The 24,771-nt window shown below is 54.7% G+C and carries 23 protein-coding genes and 1 riboswitch; of the genes, 10 read left to right on the top strand and 13 right to left on the bottom strand.

What is annotated here, in order from left to right; translation table 11 throughout:
• Positions 1–354 precede the first annotated feature (354 nt).
• The gene (thiC, locus tag MARLIPOL_RS18195; protein WP_012139836.1) at positions 355–2,232 is read right to left on the bottom strand and encodes a phosphomethylpyrimidine synthase ThiC; all 1,878 of its coding nucleotides are present in this window, start codon (positions 2,230–2,232) and stop codon (positions 355–357) included.
• Between the two features lie 120 nt (positions 2,233–2,352).
• Positions 2,353–2,464, bottom strand: a riboswitch (TPP riboswitch).
• Positions 2,465–2,636: 172 nt separating this feature from the next.
• Between thiC and MARLIPOL_RS18190 the strand changes: the two genes are divergently transcribed.
• Complete coding sequence (locus MARLIPOL_RS18190; protein ID WP_012139834.1) at positions 2,637–4,019, top strand: TolC family outer membrane protein; 1,383 nt, start codon at positions 2,637–2,639, stop codon at positions 4,017–4,019.
• Between the two features lie 45 nt (positions 4,020–4,064).
• Here the strand turns inward: MARLIPOL_RS18190 and waaA are convergent, their stop codons facing one another.
• Positions 4,065–5,327 carry a lipid IV(A) 3-deoxy-D-manno-octulosonic acid transferase gene (gene waaA / locus MARLIPOL_RS18185; protein ID WP_012139833.1) on the bottom strand — a complete coding sequence of 421 codons (1,263 nt, stop codon included), beginning with the start codon at positions 5,325–5,327 and terminating at the stop codon, positions 4,065–4,067.
• A gap of 136 nt (positions 5,328–5,463) precedes the next feature.
• Between waaA and lpxL the strand changes: the two genes are divergently transcribed.
• The 4 genes from lpxL to MARLIPOL_RS18165 are packed head-to-tail and all read left to right on the top strand — an operon-like array spanning position 5,464 to position 9,515.
• Positions 5,464–6,414, top strand: coding sequence for an LpxL/LpxP family Kdo(2)-lipid IV(A) lauroyl/palmitoleoyl acyltransferase (gene lpxL / locus MARLIPOL_RS18180; protein ID WP_082446227.1), 951 nt, complete (start codon positions 5,464–5,466; stop codon positions 6,412–6,414).
• Positions 6,415–7,350: a mitochondrial fission ELM1 family protein gene (locus MARLIPOL_RS18175; protein ID WP_012139831.1), complete on the top strand. Its 936-nt coding sequence runs from the start codon at positions 6,415–6,417 to the stop codon at positions 7,348–7,350.
• Entirely contained in the window at positions 7,347–8,456 is a 1,110-nt protein-coding gene (locus tag MARLIPOL_RS18170) for a glycosyltransferase family 4 protein (RefSeq protein ID WP_012139830.1), read from the top strand. The genes MARLIPOL_RS18175 and MARLIPOL_RS18170 overlap by 4 nt, the downstream gene beginning before the upstream one ends.
• Positions 8,457–8,459: 3 nt before the next feature.
• Positions 8,460–9,515: a glycosyltransferase gene (locus MARLIPOL_RS18165; protein ID WP_012139829.1), complete on the top strand. Its 1,056-nt coding sequence runs from the start codon at positions 8,460–8,462 to the stop codon at positions 9,513–9,515.
• Here MARLIPOL_RS18165 and MARLIPOL_RS18160 read toward each other — a convergent pair.
• Entirely contained in the window at positions 9,442–10,146 is a 705-nt protein-coding gene (locus tag MARLIPOL_RS18160) for an SGNH/GDSL hydrolase family protein (RefSeq protein WP_036192482.1), read from the bottom strand. The two genes, MARLIPOL_RS18165 and MARLIPOL_RS18160, sit on opposite strands and share 74 nt — an antisense overlap.
• A 31-nt stretch (positions 10,147–10,177) precedes the next feature.
• Between MARLIPOL_RS18160 and MARLIPOL_RS18155 the strand changes: the two genes are divergently transcribed.
• From MARLIPOL_RS18155 to MARLIPOL_RS18140, 4 genes are all read left to right on the top strand, one after another.
• Positions 10,178–10,855 carry a YrbL family protein gene (locus MARLIPOL_RS18155; protein ID WP_012139827.1) on the top strand — a complete coding sequence of 226 codons (678 nt, stop codon included), beginning with the start codon at positions 10,178–10,180 and terminating at the stop codon, positions 10,853–10,855.
• 66 nt (positions 10,856–10,921) lie between these two features.
• Positions 10,922–11,845, top strand: a complete 924-nt coding sequence (locus tag MARLIPOL_RS18150) for a lysophospholipid acyltransferase family protein (protein ID WP_012139826.1) — start codon at positions 10,922–10,924, stop codon at positions 11,843–11,845.
• A 100-nt stretch (positions 11,846–11,945) separates the two neighbouring features.
• Entirely contained in the window at positions 11,946–12,776 is an 831-nt protein-coding gene (locus tag MARLIPOL_RS18145; protein ID WP_012139825.1) for a glycosyltransferase family 2 protein, read from the top strand.
• Entirely contained in the window at positions 12,773–13,951 is a 1,179-nt protein-coding gene (locus MARLIPOL_RS18140; protein WP_012139823.1) for a glycosyltransferase, read from the top strand. Before MARLIPOL_RS18145 ends, MARLIPOL_RS18140 begins: the two co-directional genes overlap by 4 nt.
• Here MARLIPOL_RS18140 and MARLIPOL_RS18135 read toward each other — a convergent pair.
• From MARLIPOL_RS18135 to MARLIPOL_RS18095, 9 genes are all read right to left on the bottom strand, one after another.
• Positions 13,948–14,601 carry an HAD family hydrolase gene (locus tag MARLIPOL_RS18135; protein ID WP_012139821.1) on the bottom strand — a complete coding sequence of 218 codons (654 nt, stop codon included), beginning with the start codon at positions 14,599–14,601 and terminating at the stop codon, positions 13,948–13,950. The two genes, MARLIPOL_RS18140 and MARLIPOL_RS18135, sit on opposite strands and share 4 nt — an antisense overlap.
• 88 nt (positions 14,602–14,689) lie before the next feature.
• Complete coding sequence (locus MARLIPOL_RS19060) at positions 14,690–15,025, bottom strand: hypothetical protein (protein ID WP_012139820.1); 336 nt, start codon at positions 15,023–15,025, stop codon at positions 14,690–14,692.
• A gap of 359 nt (positions 15,026–15,384) precedes the next feature.
• The gene (locus MARLIPOL_RS18125) at positions 15,385–16,467 is read right to left on the bottom strand and encodes a glycosyltransferase (protein WP_012139819.1); all 1,083 of its coding nucleotides are present in this window, start codon (positions 16,465–16,467) and stop codon (positions 15,385–15,387) included.
• Positions 16,468–16,518: 51 nt separating this feature from the next.
• The gene (locus MARLIPOL_RS18120) at positions 16,519–17,241 is read right to left on the bottom strand and encodes a BUD32 family EKC/KEOPS complex subunit (protein WP_036192478.1); all 723 of its coding nucleotides are present in this window, start codon (positions 17,239–17,241) and stop codon (positions 16,519–16,521) included.
• 9 nt (positions 17,242–17,250) lie between these two features.
• Positions 17,251–18,528 carry a hypothetical protein gene (locus MARLIPOL_RS18115; protein WP_012139817.1) on the bottom strand — a complete coding sequence of 426 codons (1,278 nt, stop codon included), beginning with the start codon at positions 18,526–18,528 and terminating at the stop codon, positions 17,251–17,253.
• A 15-nt stretch (positions 18,529–18,543) separates the two neighbouring features.
• Positions 18,544–20,190, bottom strand: coding sequence for an aldolase catalytic domain-containing protein (locus tag MARLIPOL_RS18110; protein WP_012139816.1), 1,647 nt, complete (start codon positions 20,188–20,190; stop codon positions 18,544–18,546).
• Positions 20,187–20,873: an acylneuraminate cytidylyltransferase family protein gene (locus MARLIPOL_RS18105; protein ID WP_186008507.1), complete on the bottom strand. Its 687-nt coding sequence runs from the start codon at positions 20,871–20,873 to the stop codon at positions 20,187–20,189. Before MARLIPOL_RS18105 ends, MARLIPOL_RS18110 begins: the two co-directional genes overlap by 4 nt.
• 46 nt (positions 20,874–20,919) lie before the next feature.
• Complete coding sequence (locus MARLIPOL_RS18100; protein WP_012139814.1) at positions 20,920–22,263, bottom strand: O-antigen ligase family protein; 1,344 nt, start codon at positions 22,261–22,263, stop codon at positions 20,920–20,922.
• A complete protein-coding gene (locus MARLIPOL_RS18095) occupies positions 22,245–22,961 on the bottom strand; it encodes a 3-deoxy-D-manno-octulosonic acid kinase (protein WP_228677642.1) in 717 nt (238 codons plus the stop codon). The genes MARLIPOL_RS18100 and MARLIPOL_RS18095 overlap by 19 nt, the downstream gene beginning before the upstream one ends.
• A gap of 173 nt (positions 22,962–23,134) precedes the next feature.
• On the opposite strand from MARLIPOL_RS18095, the gene MARLIPOL_RS18090 reads away from it, so the two are divergent.
• The gene (locus tag MARLIPOL_RS18090; protein WP_036192488.1) at positions 23,135–24,199 is read left to right on the top strand and encodes a glycosyltransferase family 9 protein; all 1,065 of its coding nucleotides are present in this window, start codon (positions 23,135–23,137) and stop codon (positions 24,197–24,199) included.
• Positions 24,200–24,317: 118 nt separating this feature from the next.
• On the opposite strand, the gene MARLIPOL_RS18085 is transcribed toward MARLIPOL_RS18090, so the two are convergent.
• Positions 24,318–24,725, bottom strand: a complete 408-nt coding sequence (locus tag MARLIPOL_RS18085) for a DUF6165 family protein (protein WP_012139811.1) — start codon at positions 24,723–24,725, stop codon at positions 24,318–24,320.
• Positions 24,726–24,771 lie beyond the last annotated feature (46 nt).

The raw sequence follows: 24,771 nt of genomic DNA, 5'->3' as shown, positions 1-24,771 counted from the left end.
GCACATCCATGTGACGCTTGGGCTCCGCCATCCATGGCTCCGCACAGTTTTGGGAGGCACTTCCCGACACGACCCACCTGACTCTGTGCAGTAAGCTTACAAAAAGACCGCACACGTTCGGCTGAAACAACTCGCTCGGAACGACCTATAGCGAATGCCCGCGCTGCTGAACAGAGCTCGGTGGGTGGCCCTGTTCAGGACTGTGCGGAGCCAGGGATGGCGGAGCCCAAGCGCCCCATGGATGGGCTTGAGCGTGTCCTGAACAGGGCCACCCACCGGGCTCCAACACCAAGCCCACAGTCCTGAGAAAGCCTAACACCAAACTATCAGGCTAGCGGATCACAAACTCCGAGCTCAGATCTTGTCATAGAGCTTACTCCCGGACTCAACAAACTCCCGGGACTTCTCCTGCATACCGGCGTCGACCGCAGAAACTTCGTCAATGCCTTTCTCCGCCGCATACTCACGAACTTCCTGGGAGATTTTCATTGAACAGAACTTCGGCCCGCACATGGAGCAGAAGTGAGCCACCTTGGCGGACTCCTTGGGCAGGGTTTCGTCATGGTAGGCACGGGCGGTGTCCGGGTCGAGGCCGAGGTTGAACTGGTCTTCCCAGCGGAACTCAAAACGGGCCTTGGACAGGGCATTGTCACGAATCTGGGCACCGGGATGGCCTTTGGCCAGGTCTGCGGCGTGAGCGGCGATCTTGTAGGTGATGATGCCGGTTTTCACGTCGTCCTTGTTGGGCAGGCCCAGGTGCTCCTTCGGGGTGACGTAGCAGAGCATAGCGCAGCCATACCAGCCGATCATTGCGGCACCAATGCCGGAGGTGATGTGGTCATAGCCTGGTGCGATGTCGGTGATCAGCGGGCCTAGGGTGTAGAATGGCGCTTCGTCACAGCATTCCAGCTGCTTGTCCATGTTCTCTTTTATCAGTTGCATGGGCACATGGCCGGGGCCTTCGATCATGCACTGAACATCGTGCTTCCAGGCGATTTTGGTCAGTTCACCCAGGGTTTCAAGCTCACCGAACTGAGCCTCATCGTTGGCGTCGGCAATCGAGCCGGGGCGCAGGCCGTCGCCGAGGCTGAATGAGACGTCGTAGGCTTTCATGATTTCGCAGATGTCTTCGAAATGCTCGTACAGGAAGCTTTCCTTGTGATGAGCCAGACACCATTTCGCCATAATGGAGCCACCACGCGACACAATACCCGTCGTACGTTTAGCGGTCATGGGCACGTGGTGCAGGCGTACACCGGCATGGATAGTGAAGTAATCCACGCCCTGTTCGGCCTGTTCAATCAGCGTATCCCGGAAGATTTCCCAGGTCAGGTCTTCAGCAGCACCGCCAACTTTCTCCAGCGCCTGGTAGATAGGCACCGTACCGATAGGCACCGGGGAGTTGCGAATGATCCACTCACGGGTTTCGTGAATGTTCTTGCCGGTGGACAGATCCATGATGGTGTCGGAGCCCCAGCGGGTGCCCCAGGTCAGCTTTTCCACTTCTTCCTCGATCGAGGAGCTGACTGCGGAGTTACCGATGTTGCCGTTGATTTTCACCAGGAAGTTGCGGCCGATGATCATCGGCTCGGTTTCCGGGTGATTGATGTTGGCGGGGATAATGGCGCGGCCGCGGGCCACTTCGTCCCTGACGAATTCCGGCGTAATTTCCTGTGGCAAGGAGGCGCCAAACGACTGCCCTGGATGTTGATCCTTCAGCAGCCCCTGCTCTCGCGCTTCGTGAAGCTTCATGTTTTCGCGGATGGCGATGAATTCCATCTCGGGAGTAACGATGCCCTTACGGGCGTAGTGCATCTGGCTGACATTTTTACCAGGCTTTGCTTTCAGCGGCTTACGTTCGTCCATGAAACGAAGGGGGTCAAGCTGGGGATCTTTCATACGCCGACGAGTGAACTCGGACGTGTAGCCGTCCAATTGTTCGACATCCCCACGCTCTTCTATCCAGGCGGCACGGATCGGTTGCAGACCTTTGCGCAGATCAATGGTGGCTTCGGGATCGGTATACGGGCCGGAGGTGTCGTACACCATGACCGGGGGATTCTTTTCTCCCCCCATTTCAGTCGGCGTATCCTGCACCGTAATTTCCCGCATAGGCACCCGCAGGTCCGGTCGACTACCCTGCACGTAGATTTTTCGTGAGCTTGGTAACGGTTTGATTGCGGCCGAATCAACTTTGGCTGAATCACTCAGGTAGGAAGGTAAGTCTGTCATCATGCGCTCCCGGAACAGGTTGGGGAATATCAGGTCGCGTATGACGGAGCCTCAGGCACGGTATTTCCCCTTTTTTTGGGGCCCTTTGAGAGCTGCGCTCTATCGGGGTTTCGTGACTTACAGCAATGTTGTCTTAATCCCTACGCCGGTATTATCCGGATCAGGTCGCGGGTTCTGCGTTGCAATCTCAGCCAGCCTGGATTCGTCCAGGTCAGCACCCCGTCAAGACGCGAATTCGTATTGCATGACACTCTAAATGAGTGCCGTTTGCAAGTGTAGAGATGCGGGCAATTATTGTCCATAATGACCAGCCAGACTTATTCGCTGTTGCCCGAAAGTATCCATCAGAATGCAACATAAGCGCTCCGGAGTGGAGCAGACGTGCTTACGTATCAGGAGACACAATGAAGAAACGATTGCTTTCAGGAATGATTGGCTTGCTTGCGGCACACCCCGCCTTTGCCATGGATCTGATCGAAACCTACGAAAAAGCACTTTCCTACGACTCCGGAATTGCTGCCGCCCGCGCCAGTTTTGAGGCCCAGGAAGCCGGCACCGATGTAAGCCGCGCGAACCTGCTGCCGCAGATCAATGCCTTCGGTGAGGCTAACTACACTGATACGGAAACGCCCAATCAGGATGCTGACTACACCACTCTGGCTTACGGTGTGCGGCTGACCCAGCCGCTGTTCCGTGCCGCTACGTGGTATGGATACGATGCCAGCAAGTTCCGGAGCGAGGCCGCCCGAGCAGATTACAATCTGGCACAGCAACAGCTGATCCTGGATGTCGCCAGTGCCTATTTCAATGTGTTGCGGGCGGCTGACACTCTGACCACTGCACGGGCCACCGAAGCAGCGATTCAGCGCCAGTATGAGCAGGCTCAGGAGCGTTTCGATGTCGGCCTGATTGCCATTACAGAAGTGTATGAGGCCCGCGCCAGCTACGATGACAGCAAAAGCCAGCGGATCGCTGCGGAAAGCGATCTGGATATCGCCCGCGAGCAACTGGCGCGTCTGACTGGTGAGTACACCGAAGAGCTGAACAATCTCCGGGTGAATTTCCCTCTGAGTCGACCCGAGCCAATGGATCCAACCCAGTGGGAAATGACCGCTCTGGAGCAAAACTGGTCAATTCAATCAGCGATGTACCAACTGAACACCAGTGAAGCGAACCTGAAAGCTTCCAAGGCTGGCCATTACCCGACTCTGGATCTAAACGCATCATACGGCAAGAGTGAGATTGACGGTCTCGAGAATGGCACGGCTCCAGTGCAACAGCGGTCGGATGGCACCACAACCGAAGCGGTTATCGGTGTGACTCTGAACGTACCGCTCTACCTGGGCGGGGGCACCCAGGCCGGGGTGCGTCAGCAGCGTTCACTGGTCACCGTTGCGGAGCAAAGCCTGGAAACCACCCGTCGGGACGTTCGGGTCAACACCCGCAGCCTGTTCCGTACGGTGAACACCAATATTGAAACGGCGTCCGCCCTGGAGCAGACCATCATATCCCGTCGCAGTGCGCTGGATGCCACCCGCGCCGGCTATGAGGTGGGCACCCGGAATATTGTTGAGGTGCTGGATGCGGAGCGGGCGTACTACGTCGCACTGAGAGATTACGCCAACTCCCGCTACGACTATGTCATCAACACCCTCAGCCTGAAGCAGGCCGCGGGCACTCTGAGCCCTCAGGATCTGATCGACCTGAACAACTGGCTGAGTGCGACGGCCCCGGGCATTGAAGCCCTCGCCAACGAAGAGGAAACAATCAAGGACCCGACACAGTAGGTTCCCGTACAGTCGCCCCTTCGGTGCACTCATACCGACGGGGCGTCACACCCTCTCAACAATGCCATCCACGACCTTTTCCAGTGCGCCGCGATTCGCATTCACTACCGCCAGGGCATTATCCCCCGCCCGCTTGGCGGAATCCGGGTCAGCCATCAGGGCCATTACACAGTCCGCCAGCGCGTCAGGGGATGGCGTGCAATATAGTCCATGCCCCACATCCAGACGGTTGTAGATGGTTTCAAAGTTGAAAATGTGGGGGCCGGAGAGTACCGGCATGCCCCAGGCAGCCGGCTCCAATGGGTTGTGACCTCCCCGTTCGATGAGTGAACCACCCACAAACGCGATATCTGAAGCTCCGTACAACATCAACAACTCACCCATGGTATCCCCGAGATACACCTGCACATCGTCCGGGACAGGTCCTTTCGCCCCTGATCGGCGTGACAGTTTCAGCCCCATCGATTCCGTCAACTCAGCGACATTATCGAAACGCTCAGGATGCCTCGGCACAATCACCAACAGGGCGCTGGGAAATGTCCGGAGTACCGTCTTGTGGGCCTCAATAATCTGTCGATCCTCGCCGTCATGGGTGCTGGCGGCGATCCACACCGGACGAAGTTCTCCAAGCTGCTTCCTCAGCATCGAAGCTTCCGTTCTGAGTTGTGCAGAGATATCCACGTCAAACTTGATGCTCCCTGTCACCGAGACAGATTCCGGCTTTGCACCGATCCTCAGAAACCGCCCGGCATCCTCCTCCGCCTGGGCAGCAATCCAGCAAATACTGCGCAACAGCGGCCTGACCAGCGAGGGCACCCGTTCGTAGCCTCTGGCGGAGCGCTCCGACAAGCGGGCATTGATCAGGAAAATCGGCACATCGTGCCGGAAGGTATTGGCAATCATATTGGGCCAGAGCTCGGTTTCCATAATGACCAGAGCCATCGGGCGAACCCGCTCGGCAAAGCGACGGACCGCACCCGGTGTATCGTAGGGGGAATAGGCATAGCGCACCCGATCGCCAAACATCGCCTTTGCCCTGGCGGATCCGGTTGGCGTCATCGCTGTCATCAGGATAGGAGCTTCCGGATTACGCCTCAGCAAGGCTTTCACCAGGGGCGCAGCAGCAATGGTTTCTCCCACCGACACCGCGTGTACCCATATAACGGGCTCCGGGGAGGAGGCAACGTATCCGAGCCGCTCCTGCCAACGCTTCCAGGCTTCAGGATTACGACGCCCAAGCCACCACAAACGCAATAGCACAAACGGCAGCGCAAGGCGGAAGAACAGTGAGTATAAAAAGTGCAGCATGAGGTCTCCGGGGCGGCAATTCGGAGGCATTCTACCGAAACATCAGGCAGATCGCCTGCATTGCTACTTTAGTCCACAGGAAGCACCCTGCTAAACTCCTGTTTCGTAACCGGACCATAGACGAGATGACCCAAGCGTGAGCAAGCGCCCTTCGAAAAAACGCGACACCCGATACACAAGCTACTGCCACCCTCGTTGGTGGCCCACCTGGATTGGCATAGCCCTGATGTGGCTGATGTCGAGGCTGCCGCTGACACTGCAATGGCGGGTCGGCAAACTGATTGGTGAGCTTGCGTATCGACTGATCCCCCGACGCCGCCACATCACTGAGGTCAACATTCGCCTTTGCTTTCCCGAGCTATCCGCTGAAGAGCAACAAAAGCTGGTTCGTAAAGCTTTTCACTCCAACGGTATTGGCATTATGGAAATCGGCCTGGCATGGTTTCGCGATCCCAAAGTCTATTTGCCGGTGACCACTGTGCATGGCCTGGAACATGTCGATGCTGCGTTAGAAAGAGGTAATGGCATCCTGCTGCTCGGTGGCCATTACAGCACCCTCGACCTGGGTGGCAGCCTGGTCACCGAATTTATCAAAGCCGATGTTATGCAGCGGGATCACAACAACCCGCTGATGAATGCCATCATGACTCGCGCCCGGGAGCGGCGCTATGGCGTTGCCCTGGACAGCAAGAACTTGCGGGGCCTGCTGAAACAGCTCAAACAGAACCGCATCGTCTGGTATGCCACCGATCAGGATTACGGGCGAAAAGGCATCGTGTTTGCGCCCTTCTTCGGCGTGCCGGCCGGATCCATCACCGCAACTTCGAGAATTGCAGAGCGCAGTGGGTGTGCGGTTGTGCCCTTCAGCCACTTTCGGCGTGAAAATCAGCCAGGGTATGACATCTACTTCCATCCACCACTGGAAAACTTCCCTTCCGGTAATGATATGGCGGATGCCACCCTGGTCAACCACACGATCGAGCAGGAAATCCGGCACCATCCGGACCAGTATCTCTGGATGCACAGACGCTTCAAAACCCGGCCCTCGAAAGACGACCCAGACCTCTATCGCAAGGATCCCCATTGAATGCAAACAGATGCTCCTGTGGTCTGGCTGCTGACCGATAACAAACCGGGACACCGCAACCAACTGAAAGGCATTGGCAACCGCCTGCGTGTTCGGGCCGGAGCTGCGCTCCACTGGATAGATGCCTCCGAGCGGCGAGTGCCTTTGTGGCGAGCCCTGCTGGGCATTGCTCCGGCAATGGACCCGTCGTTACCTGCCCCCGCTCTCATTATCGGTGCCGGCACCTCAACGCATCGTTTGTTGCTGGCATTGCGCCGCATCCCCCGCGCCAAAACCGTAGTGCTGATGAAACCTGCGTTCCCCATGGCCTGGGCAGATGCCGTAATCCTTCCGGAGCATGATCGAGTGAGGCCTGGCAAACGGATTCTCACAACCCAGGGCGTTATCAACAGCATCACGCCCCTGGCCCGCACCACAGAAAAACCTGAAGCTCTGATCCTGATCGGCGGCCCCTCCCCCCACTTTGAGTGGGATGACGACGTGGTATTCAACCAGATCACCCAGTTGATTTCGGATTATCCGACCTGGCGATGGACCATCAGCGGCTCCCGACGTACGCCATCAGGACTCACGGAACGCATGGAAGAACTGGCCAGCCTCCGGGTGAGCGTTGTGGACCCCAAGCGGACTCACGAAGACTGGCTTTCCCATCAACTGTCCGCCTCAGGCGCCGTCTGGGTGACTCCCGACAGCATGTCCATGGTGTGTGAAGCGGCCACATCCGGCGTTCCGACCGGGCTCTTCCAACTGCCCCCGAAGGCGGGCAGCCGCGTCGCTCTGGGCATCGATCGACTGATAGAGCGAGGTCAGGTTGCCAATTGGAGCGATCATACACACGTCATGGACCGCTCCCGGGGAGACAAGCCCCGGTTGTGGGAAGTGGACCGGGCCGCCCAGTGGCTTATCCGCCTGCTCCTCAGCCGAGGTTCGCGATGAGAGTTCTTCAGGTCTTGCCCGCACTGCACAGTGGTGGCGTTGAACGCGGCACCGTGGAATTTGCCGCCGAACTGGTCAAGCGCGGCCACGAGTCGTTCGTCGTGTCTAACGGAGGCCCTCTGGTCCGCCAGCTGGAAACCGGTGGCTCGACTCATATCACCATGCCGGTTCATCGCAAATCCCCGGCCTCTTTCGGGCAGATACTGCCTATGCGACGCCTCCTGGAGGACATCCGGCCGGATGTGGTCCACGTCCGATCCCGTATGCCTGCCTGGATCACCAGACTGGCATGGCGTGGCCTCTCTGCCAACGACCGGCCAGTGATGGTGTCCACCTTCCATGGCATGTACTCGGTCAACCCTTACAGCGCCATAATGGCCAAGGCGGACCATATCATTGCAGTTTCGGACTGCGTGCGTGATTACATCATTCGAAACTTCCAGGTTCCCGAGGACAAGCTGACCGTGGTTCAGCGCGGGGTAGACGTTGACGGTTTCCGTAACCGGACTCTCGATTCTGAGTGGCGATCAGGGATACTGGCCGAATATCCACAACTCGGCGACAAACGAATCATTATGATGCCGGGACGAATCTCCCGCTGGAAAGGTCAGCTGATGTTTCTGGATGCAATGGCGGAGATTGTTCGAAAGAGTCCCGATTGCCACGGCATCATCGTCGGTGGTGTGGAACCCGGAAAAGATCGTTTCATGGAAGAACTGGAGCATAAACGGAACGAGCTAGGGCTGACAGACCATATTACCTTTCTGGGACAGCGAAATGACATGGCGGAGCTGTACCTGTTATCGGATCTCGTCTGCCACATGTCCACCAAACCGGAACCCTTCGGACGCACCGTAACCGAGGCACTGGCTTCCGGCACCCCGGTGGTGGCCTTTGATCGCGGCGGTGCGGCGGAAACCCTGCGAGCCTGCTTTCCGGAAGGACTGGTTGAGCCGGATGATACCCACAAGTTTGCGGAAGCAGCGCTCAAATTACTCGGCGCACCAGCGCCCCCGATCCAGGTTCCACATCGTTTCCGGCTGGAGGCACAGACGCAAGCGACTCTGGCGATCTATGAGCGCTTGATCGCCAAGCGGCGGTCCTGAACCATGACTCACCCGCTGACCATAGCCTTGATACTGGCCACCCCCGGAAGTGGCTGGGGTGGCATGGAAAAACACACAGCGGAATTGTCAGCGGCCCTGGCTAATAGAGGACATCAGATACACGTTCTTGCCCACCCCTCCTACCAGAACCGGTTTTCCGACACTGTGACCTTCCACCCCTTGCCGTTTCAGTTTGGCCGCCGTAATCCATGGTTGAAGTTTCGGTTGAGGCGCTTGTTGAACTCGATCAGGCCCGACATTGCCCATGCGCAGGGTAACAAGGCCGCCAGCCTCCTGAGTGCCGCACGGAATGCAAGCGGAGCGACCGTTGGAACCGTCCATGGCACAAAAACGTCCCATAAAGCGTTTCAACAACTGGACGGTGTTATTGGTGTCAGCCGGGAAATTCTCAATTCGATCGAACACCGCAACAAACAGCTTATCTACAACGGGCTCGGCGGGCCCCCGACCGGCGAGAACTACTGTGCCGGCGACACCCTCATTCCGATTCCGGAGGACAGGCCATTATTGCTCGCCGCTGGCAGGATAGAGCCGGTCAAACAGTTCGACCGGTTGATCAGGGCCTGGGCGGACGCATCGCCTCCTGGCAAGCTCGTTATTCTGGGTGATGGACGTGAGCGGCCCACTCTATTGGCATTGGTCAAGGAGCTGGCTATGGAGGAGCGCATTCTGCTTCCAGGATACGAAACGCACATGCATCCCTGGCTCAAAGCGGCATCGGCTTGTGTCATCAGCTCAAGCCGGGAGGGGTTTCCTTACATTATGGTGGAATCCCTGCTGGCTCATTGCCCGGTTTTATCCACACCGGTGAGCGGCGTTGGTGATTTTCTTCCTGAAAGCTGCCTGGCCGACTCCGATCGTATTGGCGACCTTGCCAATCTGCTAACCACCCACCTGAATTCCTCCGTGCCGCTGCGGGAATTGCAGACCAACAGTTTCACTCGTGCCGCAACAACCCTGACACTCAACGCGATGACAGATCAGACCGAACAGTTCTATCGCAAACTGACGGATGCTCCTTCGTCAGGGCACGAATAACCCGATCAGCCACCAATTTATGCCCCACAGACGTGAGGTGTGTGCCATCACTCATCAGGCATTCCTCTCGGCGCTCCCAAATAGCGTCGTACGCATCCGCCAATACCGCATTGGGCTCACGCTCGGAAATTTGCCGCAACCCCCGATTGTATGCCTCGATTCGCGGGTTGCGCGGCTCATCCAGATTAGGCGGCGTTGCGACCAGAACGAATTGGGTAGCCGGAGCCGATCTTACGATTCTTTCGACATTCGCCAAGTACTCCGGCAACGGAACCTGCTCAACGGCACCTAACCGATCGAGCAGACGAAAACGCCGCCCGAGCTTTTTGATTTTTTTGACGAGCTTGCGTGCGAATTTTCGGACGGGATTATCCGGGTAGTAAAGAACGTAGGGCGCGCCGCGAAAGGTGAGCCAGGAGTCCACTAAGCCATACTGGATAAACGCGACCTGATACCGCTCCGGAGGAAAAGCACTGGCATACCTGAGCATCTCACGGGTCGTGCTCATGGTGTGCCCGCAGTTCTCCAGACGCAGCCCAAGGCGATCTGCGACCAACGCCGGCCACACCGGTTCGTGGTAACCTTGCACCCCTTCGGTATTACAATCGCCGTATGCAATACAGCTCTTCATGTTGCGATTTCCATAAGATAGCGAGGAATCCGTGCCATACACAATTGACCTGAGCAACCGTCAACCCTTTGCCTCAGGCTATAATCGCCAGTGCTTTCGGCATCCCGAAAACCCGTTATTGTGTCTGAAAGTCCTGCGCCCTGAAAATATCGAAGCTCGCTTCCATCGCCAGTCTTTTGTGAAAAAGCTTCTTGGCAAGCGCCGGATTGATGATAACGTCCAGGAGCTGAAAGCACACCACCAGAGCGCCATTCGCCAGCTGATCGCGCAAGGCCAGGCAGAAACGGTATGGCGGCACCTGCCCCGGTTTCACGGATCGGTACAAACCTCCCTGGGAGCCGCCAACGTCAGCGAGCTGCTGCAGGATGAACACCATCAGCCCGCGGAGACTCTGGAACAGTACCTTCAACGGCAAGGGTTTGATCAACCCATGCAGGAGGCCGTCAGGCGCTTCTGCGACTGGCTCCAGAATACTGGCATTCTCACCCGCAACCTGCTGCCCCACAACCTGGTGGTGGTAGAGCGGGAGCACCAGCCGGAGCTTTATCTGGTGGACGGACTCGGCGCCCCCTCCATACCAGACAAGCTCGCAGCGGTTCCCGCCTGGCGGCAACGCTATATCTCCCGACGCATCCAACGTTTCTACCTGCGGATAGAATGGGAATTAAGCGACCGCCAGCAAAGCTGGGAGCATTCCCAGAAACTATAGATTCGCCTTCACGCCTTGCCGGACCGAACGGATGGTGATAGCTTCCGCACAGTCTGAAGATAAGAGATGAATTCCCGATCCATGGCCGCGTCCAAAGCAACGTTTCTGATTCTCGCCCTCAAACTGGCTGGCAAGTTATCCTTGCGAAGCGCGCAACTGATTGGCCGCCTACTCGGCACACTGGGCTGGGTATTCAAGGGCAGGTCACGCAAAGTGACGGAAACCAACCTACGCATCTGCTTTCCGGACATGCCTGAAAACCAGCGCAGAGATCTGGCACGATCGAGCTTGCGTCATACCGGTCAGACCCTGATGGAAATTCCGCTGATGTGGGAATGGCCGGTGGAGGAATGCCTGGGGTTGATTCAGGAATTTGAAGGTGAACAGCTGCTCAACGACGCGCTCGCCAAAGGCCAGGGTATCGTTCTGCTAGCCCCTCACCTGGGTAACTGGGAGCTGACCGGCCTGTATTTTTCATCCCGCCATAGAATGGCCGCACTATACAGCCCTCCACACATTCGTGAATTCGAAGATTACATGATCCGGGTACGTGGGCGTATTGGCTCCGAGCTGGTGCGCGGAGACCGGCGCGGGCTCGCACGCATGATAACCCTGCTGCGGGAAGGCGGCATTGCCGGAATTCTTCCTGACCAGAGCCCAAGGGCAAAAGGCGTCGCCCATGCCCCATTTTTCGGGCTCAACGTGCGTACCATGACACTGGTATCGAAACTCCTTCAGAAGTCTGGCGCCACGCCGCTAATAACCTTCTCCGAGCGTTTGAAAGACGGCAAGGGCTTCCGTCTGATTATTCGCGAGTGCGAACCCGAGCTGGATGCTGCCGATCCCGTCGTCGCGACGACAGCACTGAATCTGTCGATTGAAAACTGTGTGCGCGAGATTCCGGAACAGTATCAATGGGAGTACAAGCGCTTCCGCCACCTGACGCCGGGAACACCCAATCCCTACAACCCCAAAAAGCTGTGCCGCTGATCCTTACCAATCGTAAGCATCCCTGACGGGAAACGAGCCGCAAGCGCGTGTATACTAGGCCTCTGATTTTAATACGACACCGTCACGGGCCCGACTGAGTATGACACCGCAATCCATTGGTGTGGTTATCACCACCTATAACTCCCCCTTGTGGCTTGGCAAGGTACTGACCGGGTATGAAAACCAGACCTGGAAGAACTTTCGGGTCATCGTGGCCGATGACGGCTCCACGGACGAAACCCGAAAACTGATCGACAGCTTCAAAGAACGCGGCATTCTCACTATTGATCACGTCTGGCATGAGGACGAGGGTTTCCGTAAATGCCAGATCCTGAACAAGGCGATTCGTGAAACCAACTGCGATTACCTGATTTTCACCGATGGCGACTGTATTCCTGAGCCGTGCTTTATTGAGACTCATCGCGACTTGGCTGAGCCAGGCTATTTCCTGTCTGGCGGCTACATCAAGCTAACCATGCCGGTGTCTGAAGCAATTTCCGACGATGATATTCGCTCCGGGTTGATCTTTGACCCCAAGTGGCTCATAGCGAATGGCCAGCCCAAGACCCACAAACTCTGGAAACTGTCACCGTCCCCACTCGTCAAGAAGCTGATGAACTCCGTTACACCGGCTGCAGCCAGCTGGAACGGCATGAACAGCTCGACCTGGACCAAAGATCTGATCGCGGTAAACGGATTCAACGAGGACATGCAATACGGCGGACTGGACCGGGAGTTGGGCGAACGCCTGTGGAACTATGGCCACAAATCGAAACAGATCCGCTACAGCACCGTCTGCCTGCATCTGGATCATGCCCGCGGATATTCCAAACCGGAAATCTGGGCAAAAAACCGTGCTATTCGCAAAGCGGTGAAAGATAACCGCACGTTCTGGGCCGTCAACGGAATCGAGAAGAAACCCATCGCATGAGAACCCTGGTCGTTATTCACAGTCTCAAAATGGGCGGCATGGAGCGTGTTGCTGTCAATCTGGCCGACGCTTTCGCCGATGAAGGCCATGAAAGCCACCTGCTATCCTGCAGAAGCCGCCCCAACGACCTTCAGCCTGCGCATTCGGCAGTAAAACTCCACCACTTTGACCAACAACAGGCTCTGCTCAAGTCGGTCATCGGTATCCCGGTGTTCCTGCTGTCCCGCCTTTTTCTCGGCGTGATCCTGCCGAGATCACACTTCATGTGGGTCGGATGGCTAAGTGGCTGGCTATTGAAGCGCCGTATCCAGCGACTGGAACGCGAGTACGGCCGCTTTGATCGCATCGTGTTTCGCGGGCTCGGAACCTTCAAATATTTCTGGTCCTTTCGTGACGATCGCAACATCTACGTCCTTGAAAACGTTATCCATTATGATCGGCCGCTGTGGCAGAAAAAGTTGGAATGGAAGCTGGTGTTCAACAATCGGCATCTGGCCTGTGTTTCGTCCGGTGTGCTGGAGTCGGCCCAGGAAGCGTTCAAGCAGGGGGATATCGAACCACACAGCCTGAGGGTGATCACCAATCCCTGCCCCGTTGAGCAGATTCAGACCATGGCGCGGGATAATGACCCTGACATCCCTTCGGTGCCCTACATTGTGAACGTCGCACGGCTGGTCCCCCAGAAGGGCCATGCCCTGCTATTGGAGGCTTTTGCAAAAGCCAGGATTCCCCAGCAACTGGTCATCGTCGGGGAAGGCCCGCTACGTCAGGAGCTTGAAGAAAAAGCCCGGTCACTCGGCGTCGCGGCACGAGTGATGTTCGCCGGCAAGCGCACCAACCCGTATCCCTGGATGCACCGGGCCGATCTGTTTGTGCTCGCGTCCGAGTATGAAGGCCTGGGCATTGTGCTGACCGAAGCGCTTGCCTGCGGCACCCCCATCCTGTCCACCGACAGCCGTGGTGGAGTGCGGTTTGTATTTCAGGGGGACCTGGAACAATACCTGACACCGAGTACACCAGAAGGACTGGCACAAGGCCTTGAATCCACGATTGGTAAACTGCCTATTGAGGTCAAATCGGAGTGGCTTGAGGCTTTCAGGTCGAAAACGGTGGTTGAGGCGTTTTTGGCACGCCACAGGAATCAAGCCGGGACTGAACGTGAACTCACTACCTAGCTCAAATGCTCCACAATGGATTTGATAGATTCCAGCCTGAGTGATGCATTCGCAAAGTCATAATCGGATTCACTCCATTGGCTCAGGAAGACAAAATCCAACCCGGCGCGGGACGCAGCTTCAATATCGTACCGACTGTCACCCACAAAAACTGCTGGTAACCCGATGGTCCCTGAAACCAATTCCCGATTCAGGATTTCATCCTTATTGTCAGGGCTGCCAAATATACCGCCATCAAAGTACGCTGCGAGCCCTCTGTCACGGAACACTTCTCTTAACTCTGCCTGATCACCGCCCGAAACGACCAGCCATCGGGCCCCCCGGGTTAGTTGCCGGAGCTGTTCCAACCCGGACGCAGCTTCGCAATCCCGCAAACCCTGTTTGACGGATCTGGCGTAGCGGCTCAGCAAATCATCAAGCTCATCCGTATCTATCGTTTCACGGCCCACTATCTCGGTTAAAAAGTTTTCGAACTTTACATAACGGGAGATCCCACCATTCTGGACATGATAATTGACCAAGGCTTGGGCTTTGTCCACGCCATACGGTTTTGCCGCCTCAAAGAATGCCTCTGTCTTTACCCGGTTCGAATTCAGCAGAACCCCGTCACAGTCAAACACCCACGTCTTGTAATGATTCAAGGCAGACATCCTTTATCTCCGATATTCGCTGTAAACAATCCGCACATGGCGATACCTGGATCCTGACAGCATGATTTAAGCACCTAACAAAGGCAGACTAATCGACAGCTCTGTAGTCGCGAAGATTTGCCAAAGCGGAGACGTGAACAACACCGAGCTGGGCAGGAAAAGGTCTATCCATCATTAGTGCCATCGCGAAACGGTGGCACCCAGCCCCGGAAAATATCGGCTCACCGCCTGGTCCAAGGTGCATCAGCACTCCCCCCACCTCACGAAAGTTGGTGGGCTCCAGGTCTTTGCGCGATGGCAAGCTGCCACGATTGCTGACATCGCCCCAGATAGCGTCAAGCACCTGAAAGCGCTTGGCAACATCTTCGGGAGTGCGACACTTATCTGTCACACCTGTCGGCGAAACCGCAATTCGTCCCAGCATGAATCCGATTGCACCAGACTCCTCCCAATTCTTCCCGTCACGCCAGTGAGACCAGCAATAGGTCAACTTGGGATGCTTATCAAATGACTGTTCCAGAGTGCTCGGCCACTCAGATACGACGCGACCAGACATTTGCCGAACTCGCGAACCAAAGTGAGCTGCTAGATCTGCAGCCTCAATATAGCGATGGCATTGGGAGGGCTTTACCCAGATCCTTTCCGCATAACGTGGGGCTTCATTGCCAAATCGCAGCGTGTTGAATGCATCTCTCCAGAATGCCCGGAGCTTATACTTGATAGCCAAGAAGTGCCCTTAATACGAAAAATTAGCCAATGTTTTATTTGTGATCCGCATAGCAATCAACATGGTTCAGACTCAAAAAAAAGCCTGTTTGTATCACGAATCATTCGGTGTAGTCCGAATTCATTGTCAATCCAATCCCGTAGCTCCGCCGGAGAATAAACATTGTCTCCGTCAACGATTGCTTTTACGCCCCGAGCCAAGGCTTCCACATCATTCACATCCACCAGAACACCGTACTTACCATGTGCCAGCAATTCCTCGCTTCCCGGCACCCGGGTTGAAACCACGGGCTTACCGTGACTCATTGCTTCGTTCAATACATTTGCCATCCCCTCGTTTCTCGAGCAGAGCAAGAAAAGATCAATTCCCTTGAAGAACGCATGCATGTTTTTCTGGTAACCGAGAAAATGAATTCTCGCAGCTTCAGGCCTCTCATTGATGGAAGCTTTAATCTCAGCCTCAAACTCTCCCTCCCCAGCATGAACAATGTGCACATTGTCCGGAAGTCTGGAGAGAATATCCGGCAATAGATCGAATCCCTTTTGTGGGCTGAAGCGTCCGGCACAACCGACAATCACACTGTTCGATGGAAGATTCAGCAGCTCTCTGAAATTCATTGGCTTTTCTTCTGGAGGCGGAAGATCAAAGCCGTTGTAAACCTTGAAGACATTGCTGTCGTCAAAAAACCGCGGGTACTTCAACATTTCATTCTTCAGCGTGTCGCTGTTAACCATCAGAACTGCTTTCATCAGGCGGAAAATCGCAAAATACTTGATCGGGCTCTTCACTCGTCGCGAAATCCCGAGGTAAAGCACAATGCGGTCTACGCCAGCAAGGCTTGAGGCCAAAGTCACCAGCCACCAATCTTTTTTCAGGGCAGCGAAAACGACATCGGGTCGGATTTCCCTGAGCTTTTTCACATAGTTTGCGACTACGAAAAAATTGAAGTCACCACCTCGGGATTTAACCTCTATGACCGTGACATTCTCCAGACCAACAAAGCGATCCGCGAAATACCCCTGCAGCAGGATCACATAAACTTGAACACCAGACTCCCCAAGAAATCGGGCCCTGAGGTGTACGTTTTTTTCAATGCCCCCCCAAACACGGGACGGACAGAAAAGAACCGCTTTTTTCATGCGTCAGTTATCCTTGAATCATCAGGGAGTGCTTGCCAGTTGCGAACTCGATCAGCGTTCCGCTTTCTTCCATTCTCGAATACGCCGTTTAAGGCTCCGAATACCAAAACTGGCCGCCTCAAGGCGGGTAGCCAACCACAACCAGATCGAGGATGCCTCTTCACCAGAGAGTAATTCGCTAGCCTCCGGACAGCTTCTCAGGAAACGATCGACCTCCCTCGCTTTCTGTAGCTGCGGGAAAAATCGCGGCTTCTTGAGGCGAAAATCAATAAAAGTGACGGAATCCTCTACAATCAAGAAATTGGCCAATTGTGCGTCACTGCGTAGATAGTCACGTTTATGCAGCGCGCGGAGTGCCGAGAGAACTTTTCCCGCATCTTTCGAACCAGCAGGACGACCTTCAACAAACCGATAACAGACGAAGGAGTCGACTACGACACCTTTGTGTCTCTGCTCACAAGCCAGAACCGGTTCCGGTGCCCCAAACCCCATGCCAGACAGTTGCTCTATGTGCCGAAAGGTTCGCAAAGCGTCACTCTCTCTGAATCGCGTCAGGAAACGCTCCCATCGACGACCATTTCGAGCTCGGGGCACCTTCAGCAACAATGATTCATCACAAAAACGAACCCGTGCACTCAGCGTTCGCCAATTATCCCGAAAAACCTTCTCTCGAGGTAATGCGCTCTCAAATACGCCATCCACAAGCCTGCGACTTGTCAGTTCGTCCAGGTTTGAAACTATACGACACTGACGGTAATCGAATGAACGAGACATCGTTAACCCTTAAATGAGCGCCTGTTCCCTAGCTCCATGTGCCTTCTGGAGTTCATCAAGGTAACGTCGAAGCCCCATGCCCATCACTGCATTGAAGCGAACGTCGCCGGAAAGATATCCCACCTTCCAGAGTTGATGCATGACCTGGTACTGCAGTATAGGGTCATGGGTTTTGATGAAGGAGCGAGTATAGTCGACGGGCTTGGCCCCAGCCGGCGTATAGCCTGCAAACCTGCCAGAGGACAACATCAAGTCAGTATTGAAGACACAGATCCCGGCAGGAAGGAAACGGAGCAAATCTATAATGGCGTTTGGCCCCGCATTAAAGTGGGTATCCGCCAACAGCCACTGAAAAGAAGTGAGCTGCCTCACACCCGGATAATCCGCCGGAAACAGGGAGCGCCCTTTACGATTGTGACATACTGCCCAGCGAATAGAGGAGAAAACCGCTTCATAATCAGACTGCGCCAGTTGTTGGGCCTGGGTATTGTTGTAGTAACTGATATCCAGGCGCTCGCCTTGGGTTTCAGGATCGCGGCCCTTTTGCCCGCCTCTGTAGCCAAACTTTACGACCACATCGTGGCCATCAATTTCATGCCCCTGCGCCTTGTCACTGGGTACTGGTCCCACCAGGGCGACTCGTTTCCCCTTGATAAAGTTTCCAAACTCAAGATCAACCGATGTCGCGGAACCAGAAAAACCATAAGTATCCCGCTCCGAGCTGCCCTCCAATAATTGAAGGAACCAATGGGCTTGCAAAGCCCTTTGCTCATTGCCTCGGAGGCCACCCAATTTATTCAGTAATGACTCCGCAGAGGTGAAGTTCCCTTTCTCTAGCTCGGCATAGATGCCCAACGCCAAAGTCTCAGAACTGACCGCACCGCCTTGCCCAGCATCTGAGACCATTCGACCCAATCCACGGTCTCTGAGAATTCTACCGACCTGAAAAAAACCAACCCCGATACACAGCCGATAAAGGTCAAACCAGCATTTGGCGGGTAACGTCTCGGAGTCCAGGTTATCAGCAAGCAATTCAATCTTTTTCTCATCACCAGCTTGGAGAACACTCTTCCTGGCTGCCCCATGACTGACCAGTTCACACCAAAACGGCCTTACGCTTTCGGGAGCCGGGCCATAGCCTATACGCCGGAACGCGCGATCCAGTACACGCACTTCCCTTTTCGAGTTCATCGTGGCCTGTTGAGACGTAATAAAAGCGTCCTTTAAGGCATTAAAGCGCCACCATCGGTCCAGGCGTTTTTTGGCAAATAGGAGATCTTCGAACATGTTCCCAGGGAGTTCTTAACTCATTCCATAAATTGATTGAGACATGAGTTCGTACCTGGTGGGTGTCACCGATACAAGCTCTCTGGCTCCCGGAGTTTGTTGATAAAGGTCCAACAATTCTTTCATCTCGCGATTTCTCGGGTCGTCTGCGCCGTAGCCATCAAAGCCAGCCATCAGAACCCTGGAAGCCTGCCCACTCGCGGCAATCGCCAGCGCGTAAGCCACAACCAGAGAGGTTGGCAGTGTGCAGGAAGTCTCCGAGAATCTAAACACATCTGGTTCAACCGAAAGTCCGAAGTCCAATACCTCCTTGCCGTCCAACGAGCGCTTCACATCATCAGGCAGCATCGACCAGGGAGTGATCAACGGCTGGGGAAGCATTGTATGAGCATGGCAATCGGCCAACAGACGAACGGGATGACAGGCAACCCTGAGACTGATCAGCTCTGACGGAATAGCGGCTTGCGTATTAAGCGCAATGACCACCGGTTTGAACTTGCGGATGTAGTTTTCCAGTGCCCACTTGTGCCGTCCTACGCCGGGGCCGGTACCAAGCAAAAGCACTTCCGTGTTACTAAGTAACGACCCCGGATTCCAGCTGCCACTCTGCACATCACCATAAAAATGCTTCGCAGCATCAAGGGTATGGATACTGAACTTTTTCCCGCCCTCGACACGTAAATGTTCTATTGCGGCGAGGATGTCCTCTTCATCATACCGGGAGTCACCAAGCATTTCCTGAATGTAGGTCGGGTGAATCCCGTATTTACCAGCAAGATAGTAAAAAGGGTTGGTCCCCCAACCATACCGTTCCTGCATGGGCCGGAAGTCACGACGCAAGACCCGCATTAGCGGGACAAGTGAAATTTGCTGCTGGCGTAATTGCGCGATCTCGATAGCCAGCTCTTCCGTTCTGGCATTGCCCGGACCTCTCCCCATTCCAGTCACGGTGGAGTCAACCCAGGTAACACCCTCCTCAACGGACGCTAAAGTATTCTGTAATGCCATCCTAAGGTTATCGTGGGTATGTATACCCAGCTCACCTTGCCAATGACGACGCAACCAAGAGGTAATTCTGGCTGTCTGCTCAGGGTCCATGCTTCCCATACTGTCCGCAAAATAGAGGACATCAATCGGGTATTGCGATGCTTTTTCTGCAATTCTTTCAATTTCGTCCTGAGCCCTGTCGGCAACCTGCATCAGATTGAACCCGACACGATAGCCCCGATCCTTCAACCACCCGCTTCCCGCCACAGCCTCATCGAACTCGTGAATATGGCAGGCGATACGCACCACGCTGACTGGTGAATCATCAGCACAACGGGGAAATAACCGTTCCAATCGATCTTCCAACGAGTGATCGCCAACCAACTCAGAAGCGTTCACCATAACCCCGACCGACAGGGATTCAGGGATGCGCAAACTGCCAAGAAACTCGTCGGTGGTGTATGCACAGGCTCCTTTGAAACCATGGACATTCAAGGTCCTCAATCCCATCTCCACGACATCGACGCCAGCTGCAGACATAGCTTCAAGGTATCGTGCGATCAAGTCGGTATCGAAATCCCAGTCGTTGTAATAACCGCCATCCCGCAAGGTGCAGTCCAGGAACGTTATTTTCTGAGTATTCATAGAGTTGGCCATCTTGAAGCGCAGAATCAAGTTTCACAGATCCCAGCAGAGAGCATTGCATCCGCCATCAGGAAGTCTTCTTCCCAGTCAATATCGAATCCCTGAATTTTATCCAGAACATATTTATAGGGCCGGTCACCAATTCTGTCGCCGCTCAATTGATACACCTCCGCCGGAGCCAGAAAAACACCACTATTAATCTCATACAAGGGAGAGAGCGTCTGTGTTCGTGGCCACTTCTCAACACTCCGGTCGTAATTAACCGGCCTTGATTCATCCCAAATAAAACCACGCAACTCGTTTACAGACATCAGAGAATCATATCCACACTCGAGCTGCGCGAGGTATTTCTCAATCATTGCGTCATAAAGAGTCGCCGTCAGAAAGGGGGATGTGACGTGTGTCCAAAGAATATGTCCCGCCTCAATCTGTGAACCGGCATATTGAATCAGCTCATCGGTACTCGTGCTGCTGGATGCCAGGGCATCATCTCGCAAACGGATATCGAGCTTTGACGCCTCAAGCTTTTTGGCGTACTCAATGATCTCCTCATCATTTGTCGAGAGTATTACCCGGTCAATGAGCTTGGTCGCGAAGAGCTGCTCGAGCTTTATTTGCAGCAATCCGTAAGGCTTATCGCCAATCGGTCGGATATTTTTCCTCGGCACCCTTTCACTGCCCTTTCGGCAGGGCAAAAAACAGGTAACAGTCAAGTCGTCTCTCCCAAGCATTCATCCGGATTGATTGTCGGCATGCAGGCTACGCACTCTGGACAACATCGATGGACTTATTTTGTCTCGTTTCTTCTCGCTTCAAAACAGCCCAGATGAATACGACCATGAACACAAACATGGTAACGCCAATGTTCCTCTCAAGCATACTCTGGGTTAAGTTTACAATCGCATGAAGTGTGACAAAAAACGCCCCTCCCAGCGCCAGCGCTTTAACCTCCGGGATATTCGAATGCGTTTTTCTCATAAATAACCTGAAGGTGACAACCAGCAGCAAAAGGTAGGACACGAGCCCTATCACCCCATATCTTGCCATCATTTCAATATATTGGTTATGTAGGTGGCGAAAATCCTCGACAGCGGGATGTATCTGACCAGAACGGATGAGATCACCGACAACCGCATCTGTTCCACTAGGACCAGCCCCTATCAGTGGGTTCTTTTTAAACGCCTCTACACCCGCTTTCCACATATCCAACCGAAGACCAACCGAGGTGCCATTCCGGCCATCTTCGTAATAATCAATGAATTCATTAACCGCAACTGTCGCTCTCTGTTCAACCAGATCAAATTGAGACGCTATAACAAACCCCGTTACGATCAACATCGTCATGAGGACCAGCAGAGCCTTTCGTTGAATAAGCAGCTGCCGGAAAACATACAATCCAATGAATGTGACAACCGGAATGGCAACCCAACCACTCCTGGTGCCGGAGACTAGGGAGGCATACATTCCGCCGACAAAGCCGAGGCAAAGAATTGCCAGCCAAAAACGCCGATGTGCTTGTTGTGCCGCCCAAACAACGCCCGACAACGCTATCATTGCCAAGGCCATTGCACCATTTCCATAGTGAATAGGGTTGTCAAATGCAGCCACGCGGCTGACACCCTGAAACTCGAACTGGTATAAACCATAGGCGCCAGCCATCAGCGCACCAATCGCCCCGAATAGAAAAAAACAGCGGGCACTGATGGAATACTTCAGCACAAACAACATCACGAGCGATGCCGCCACATAACGAGTTGACAGGTCAAACTCGGACACATCCTCGCCATGCAGCGCCAAAGTCACCGCCTGTCCCAGAAAAAGCAACCAAAGCACGCCCCCCAGTGCCAAGCTTTCTCTGTCCACACCATCAAGCAGCTTTTTCCATCGAAAAACCAGCAGAGCCAATAACAGCACTAATGATGGACCGAATGCATACGCCTCAGGCACCAAAACATAGAAAAGCAGGTATGAAGACAGAGCAAAAAAGGCCAGCCAGGATAAAACCTTATCCCAAGCCCCCCTGGGTCTCATCCAACCCGGGTTAGCGTCAGTATTCTGGGTCAATTTGGTACCATTTGATTCAATCAAGACTTCATATCGCATTTACTTGATGTATTCCCACAAGCTGTTACACCTTGATAGCCGGCTAAAAGCACCTGCCAAAGAAAGTCTATTCTACAGGGTTCAAGCTGGCCGAAACGCTTGTCCACGGACCGCCGCAAGCGCTTCAGGTTACTTTCTTTCCAGTTAGCTGACCCCAATGTCTCGCGGCGCAACCGGCAGCGATCAAAGTCGATAAGGAATACCCGATCACCTGACACCAGGATGTTGTCACAATTAAGATCTACATGATCCAGTCCCTCGCGGTGAAACCAAGCGATGGTCTGCCCGACCCGGCGCCAGAGGGCTTCATCGTTCATCGCTGAATGCTCCGGCAAAGGCTGCGCCCCTTCAATCCTTTCGATGATAATTGCCGCCTCATAAGAGACTTTACTTTGCCGCACGACCAGTGCCGCGACCGGCTGCGGCACTGGCAACCCTTTATTGGTCAACTCATTCAACAGCCGAAATTCCAGGAATGAGCGTGTTCTTTCGTATCCCGTGAACAGGTATCGACGCTCTGACAGTCGCGCTACCAGCCCGCCCCTTCGGTAATACCTCAGAACAAGTTGCCCTCTGGCGGAACGTATAAACCAAGCGCTACCACGACCACCGGCGGACACCGGCACCGCCTTATCACCCCAGTATGCTGGAGAAAACCAGCGCTCATCGACGTCTTCGTAGCCGATCGCGCAGAGCATTGACACCATAACCGTGGATACCGAGTATAGCCCTGCCAAAGCCTGGAAGACGTTGGCCGGGGAGTACGTTAGAATGGCGCACAGTTTACCAACGACACCCTCCCGGCACTACAACAGCCGGTTAAAGAATCGAAACGGACCGTAACTTGGACAGTCAGCCCCTTCATCAGCCCATCAATTCAATATGCATTCTGCGCCTCTCAGCCATCGGCGATGTGACCCACGTAATCCCGGTTATTCTGAGCCTCCAGGAGCAGTGTCCCGGCATTAAAATTACCTGGGTGATCGGCAAGATCGAGGCCAAACTGATAGGCGATCTTCCGGGTGTGGAGTTTGTGATCTTTGACAAGAAGTCCGGCCTCAAAGGCTATACAGAGCTTCGTCAAAAGCTGCGGGGGCGGCATTTCGATGCGCTCCTGCACATGCAGGTGGCTTTTCGGGCCAATCTCGCCGCTGCCGTGATTCCCGCGAAAGTGAAAGTCGGCTACGACAAGGCGCGCAGCAAAGATCTTCACAGTCTGTTTATCAACAAGCGTATTGCTCCTGCTCCAAAACAACACGTACGGGACTGCCTGGCCAGCTTTCTGGAGCCGTTGGGACTGAATTCAGCTCCCCCCCGGTGGACCATTCCGCTGACCGAAGACGATCATCAGTTTGCCCGGGAACAGTTAGCCGACGACCGCCTGAATCTGGTGATCAGCCCCTGTGCCAGCCACACCCTGAGAAACTGGCCAGCCGAACGCTATGCTCAGCTTGCAGATCATGCTGTTCGCAAACACGGTATGAAGGTGATTCTGGTTGGCAGCCCGGCACCGTTTGAGGCGGATTATTGTGCCGCCATTGAAAGCGCAATGAAGGAGAAAGCCCACAACATCTGCGGCAAGGACACCCTCAAGCAACTGACCGCGTTGCTCACCCAGGCCGATCTTGCCGTCGCACCCGACACCGGCCCCGCTCATATTGCGAGCGCGGTGGGCACCGATATACTGGGCATTTTTGCCGCCAGCAATCCTTATCGCTCAGGTCCTTACAACTCACTTGACTGGTGCGTAAACCGCTATCCGGAAGCACTGATGCAATTTACGGGTAAAAGCGTGGATAACGCTCGCTGGGGGGCGAAGGCTGAGTTTGAGGGGGCCATGGAGCTTGTAACAGTGGCGGATGTTACTGCCATGCTGGATAAGTGGGTTGAGACTCTACGAGTAGAGGAAACGAAAGCGGCGTCGGATCTGGGGTGATCTGACGCCGGCTTTCGTAGGTCGGGTTAGCGAAGCGTAACCCGACATTGGAATTGATGCTGGTTGTCGGATTACGCTTTGCTAATCCGACCTACAGGTCTCCCACCCAGTCAGGCGATTACTTACGGGCGGTGTAATCCTGGTAGGATTTTTCTTCCACGAAACGGGAGCCCAGCGCCAGGTTGACCTCTTTCTTAATGGAAGCGCGTTTGTCGTTGGTGACATAGACCGCGCGGGCCAGCTCGATGAACTTCGGACCAAAGTCCTGAGCCGCTTCCTGATCGCGGATGTCATCTTCGATCACCCATAACTCTTCGTTGACCGCCTTCAGCTGCTTGCGAAGATCGGCGATTTCAGCAGCCCTGTCTTTCACCGCTTCGTCCCAGGTAGCACTCAGCTCATCCAGCTCCAGGCGAACGTTTTTAACTTTTGCTTCGTCCTTGATGCGCTCGGATTTGATTTCGAGAATGGTGATCTTGTCCAGTACCTCGCCAAACGATACCGGTACCTTGATTACGTCTGCCATTTGCTCGTCCTGCAGGTCATTATGATTTGGAAATAACAAAGCCGCC

The organism is Marinobacter lipolyticus SM19 (assembly GCF_000397065.2).
GTDB classification, from domain to species: domain Bacteria; phylum Pseudomonadota; class Gammaproteobacteria; order Pseudomonadales; family Oleiphilaceae; genus Marinobacter; species Marinobacter lipolyticus.
This window is presented reverse-complemented; position numbering and strand designations above follow the sequence as displayed.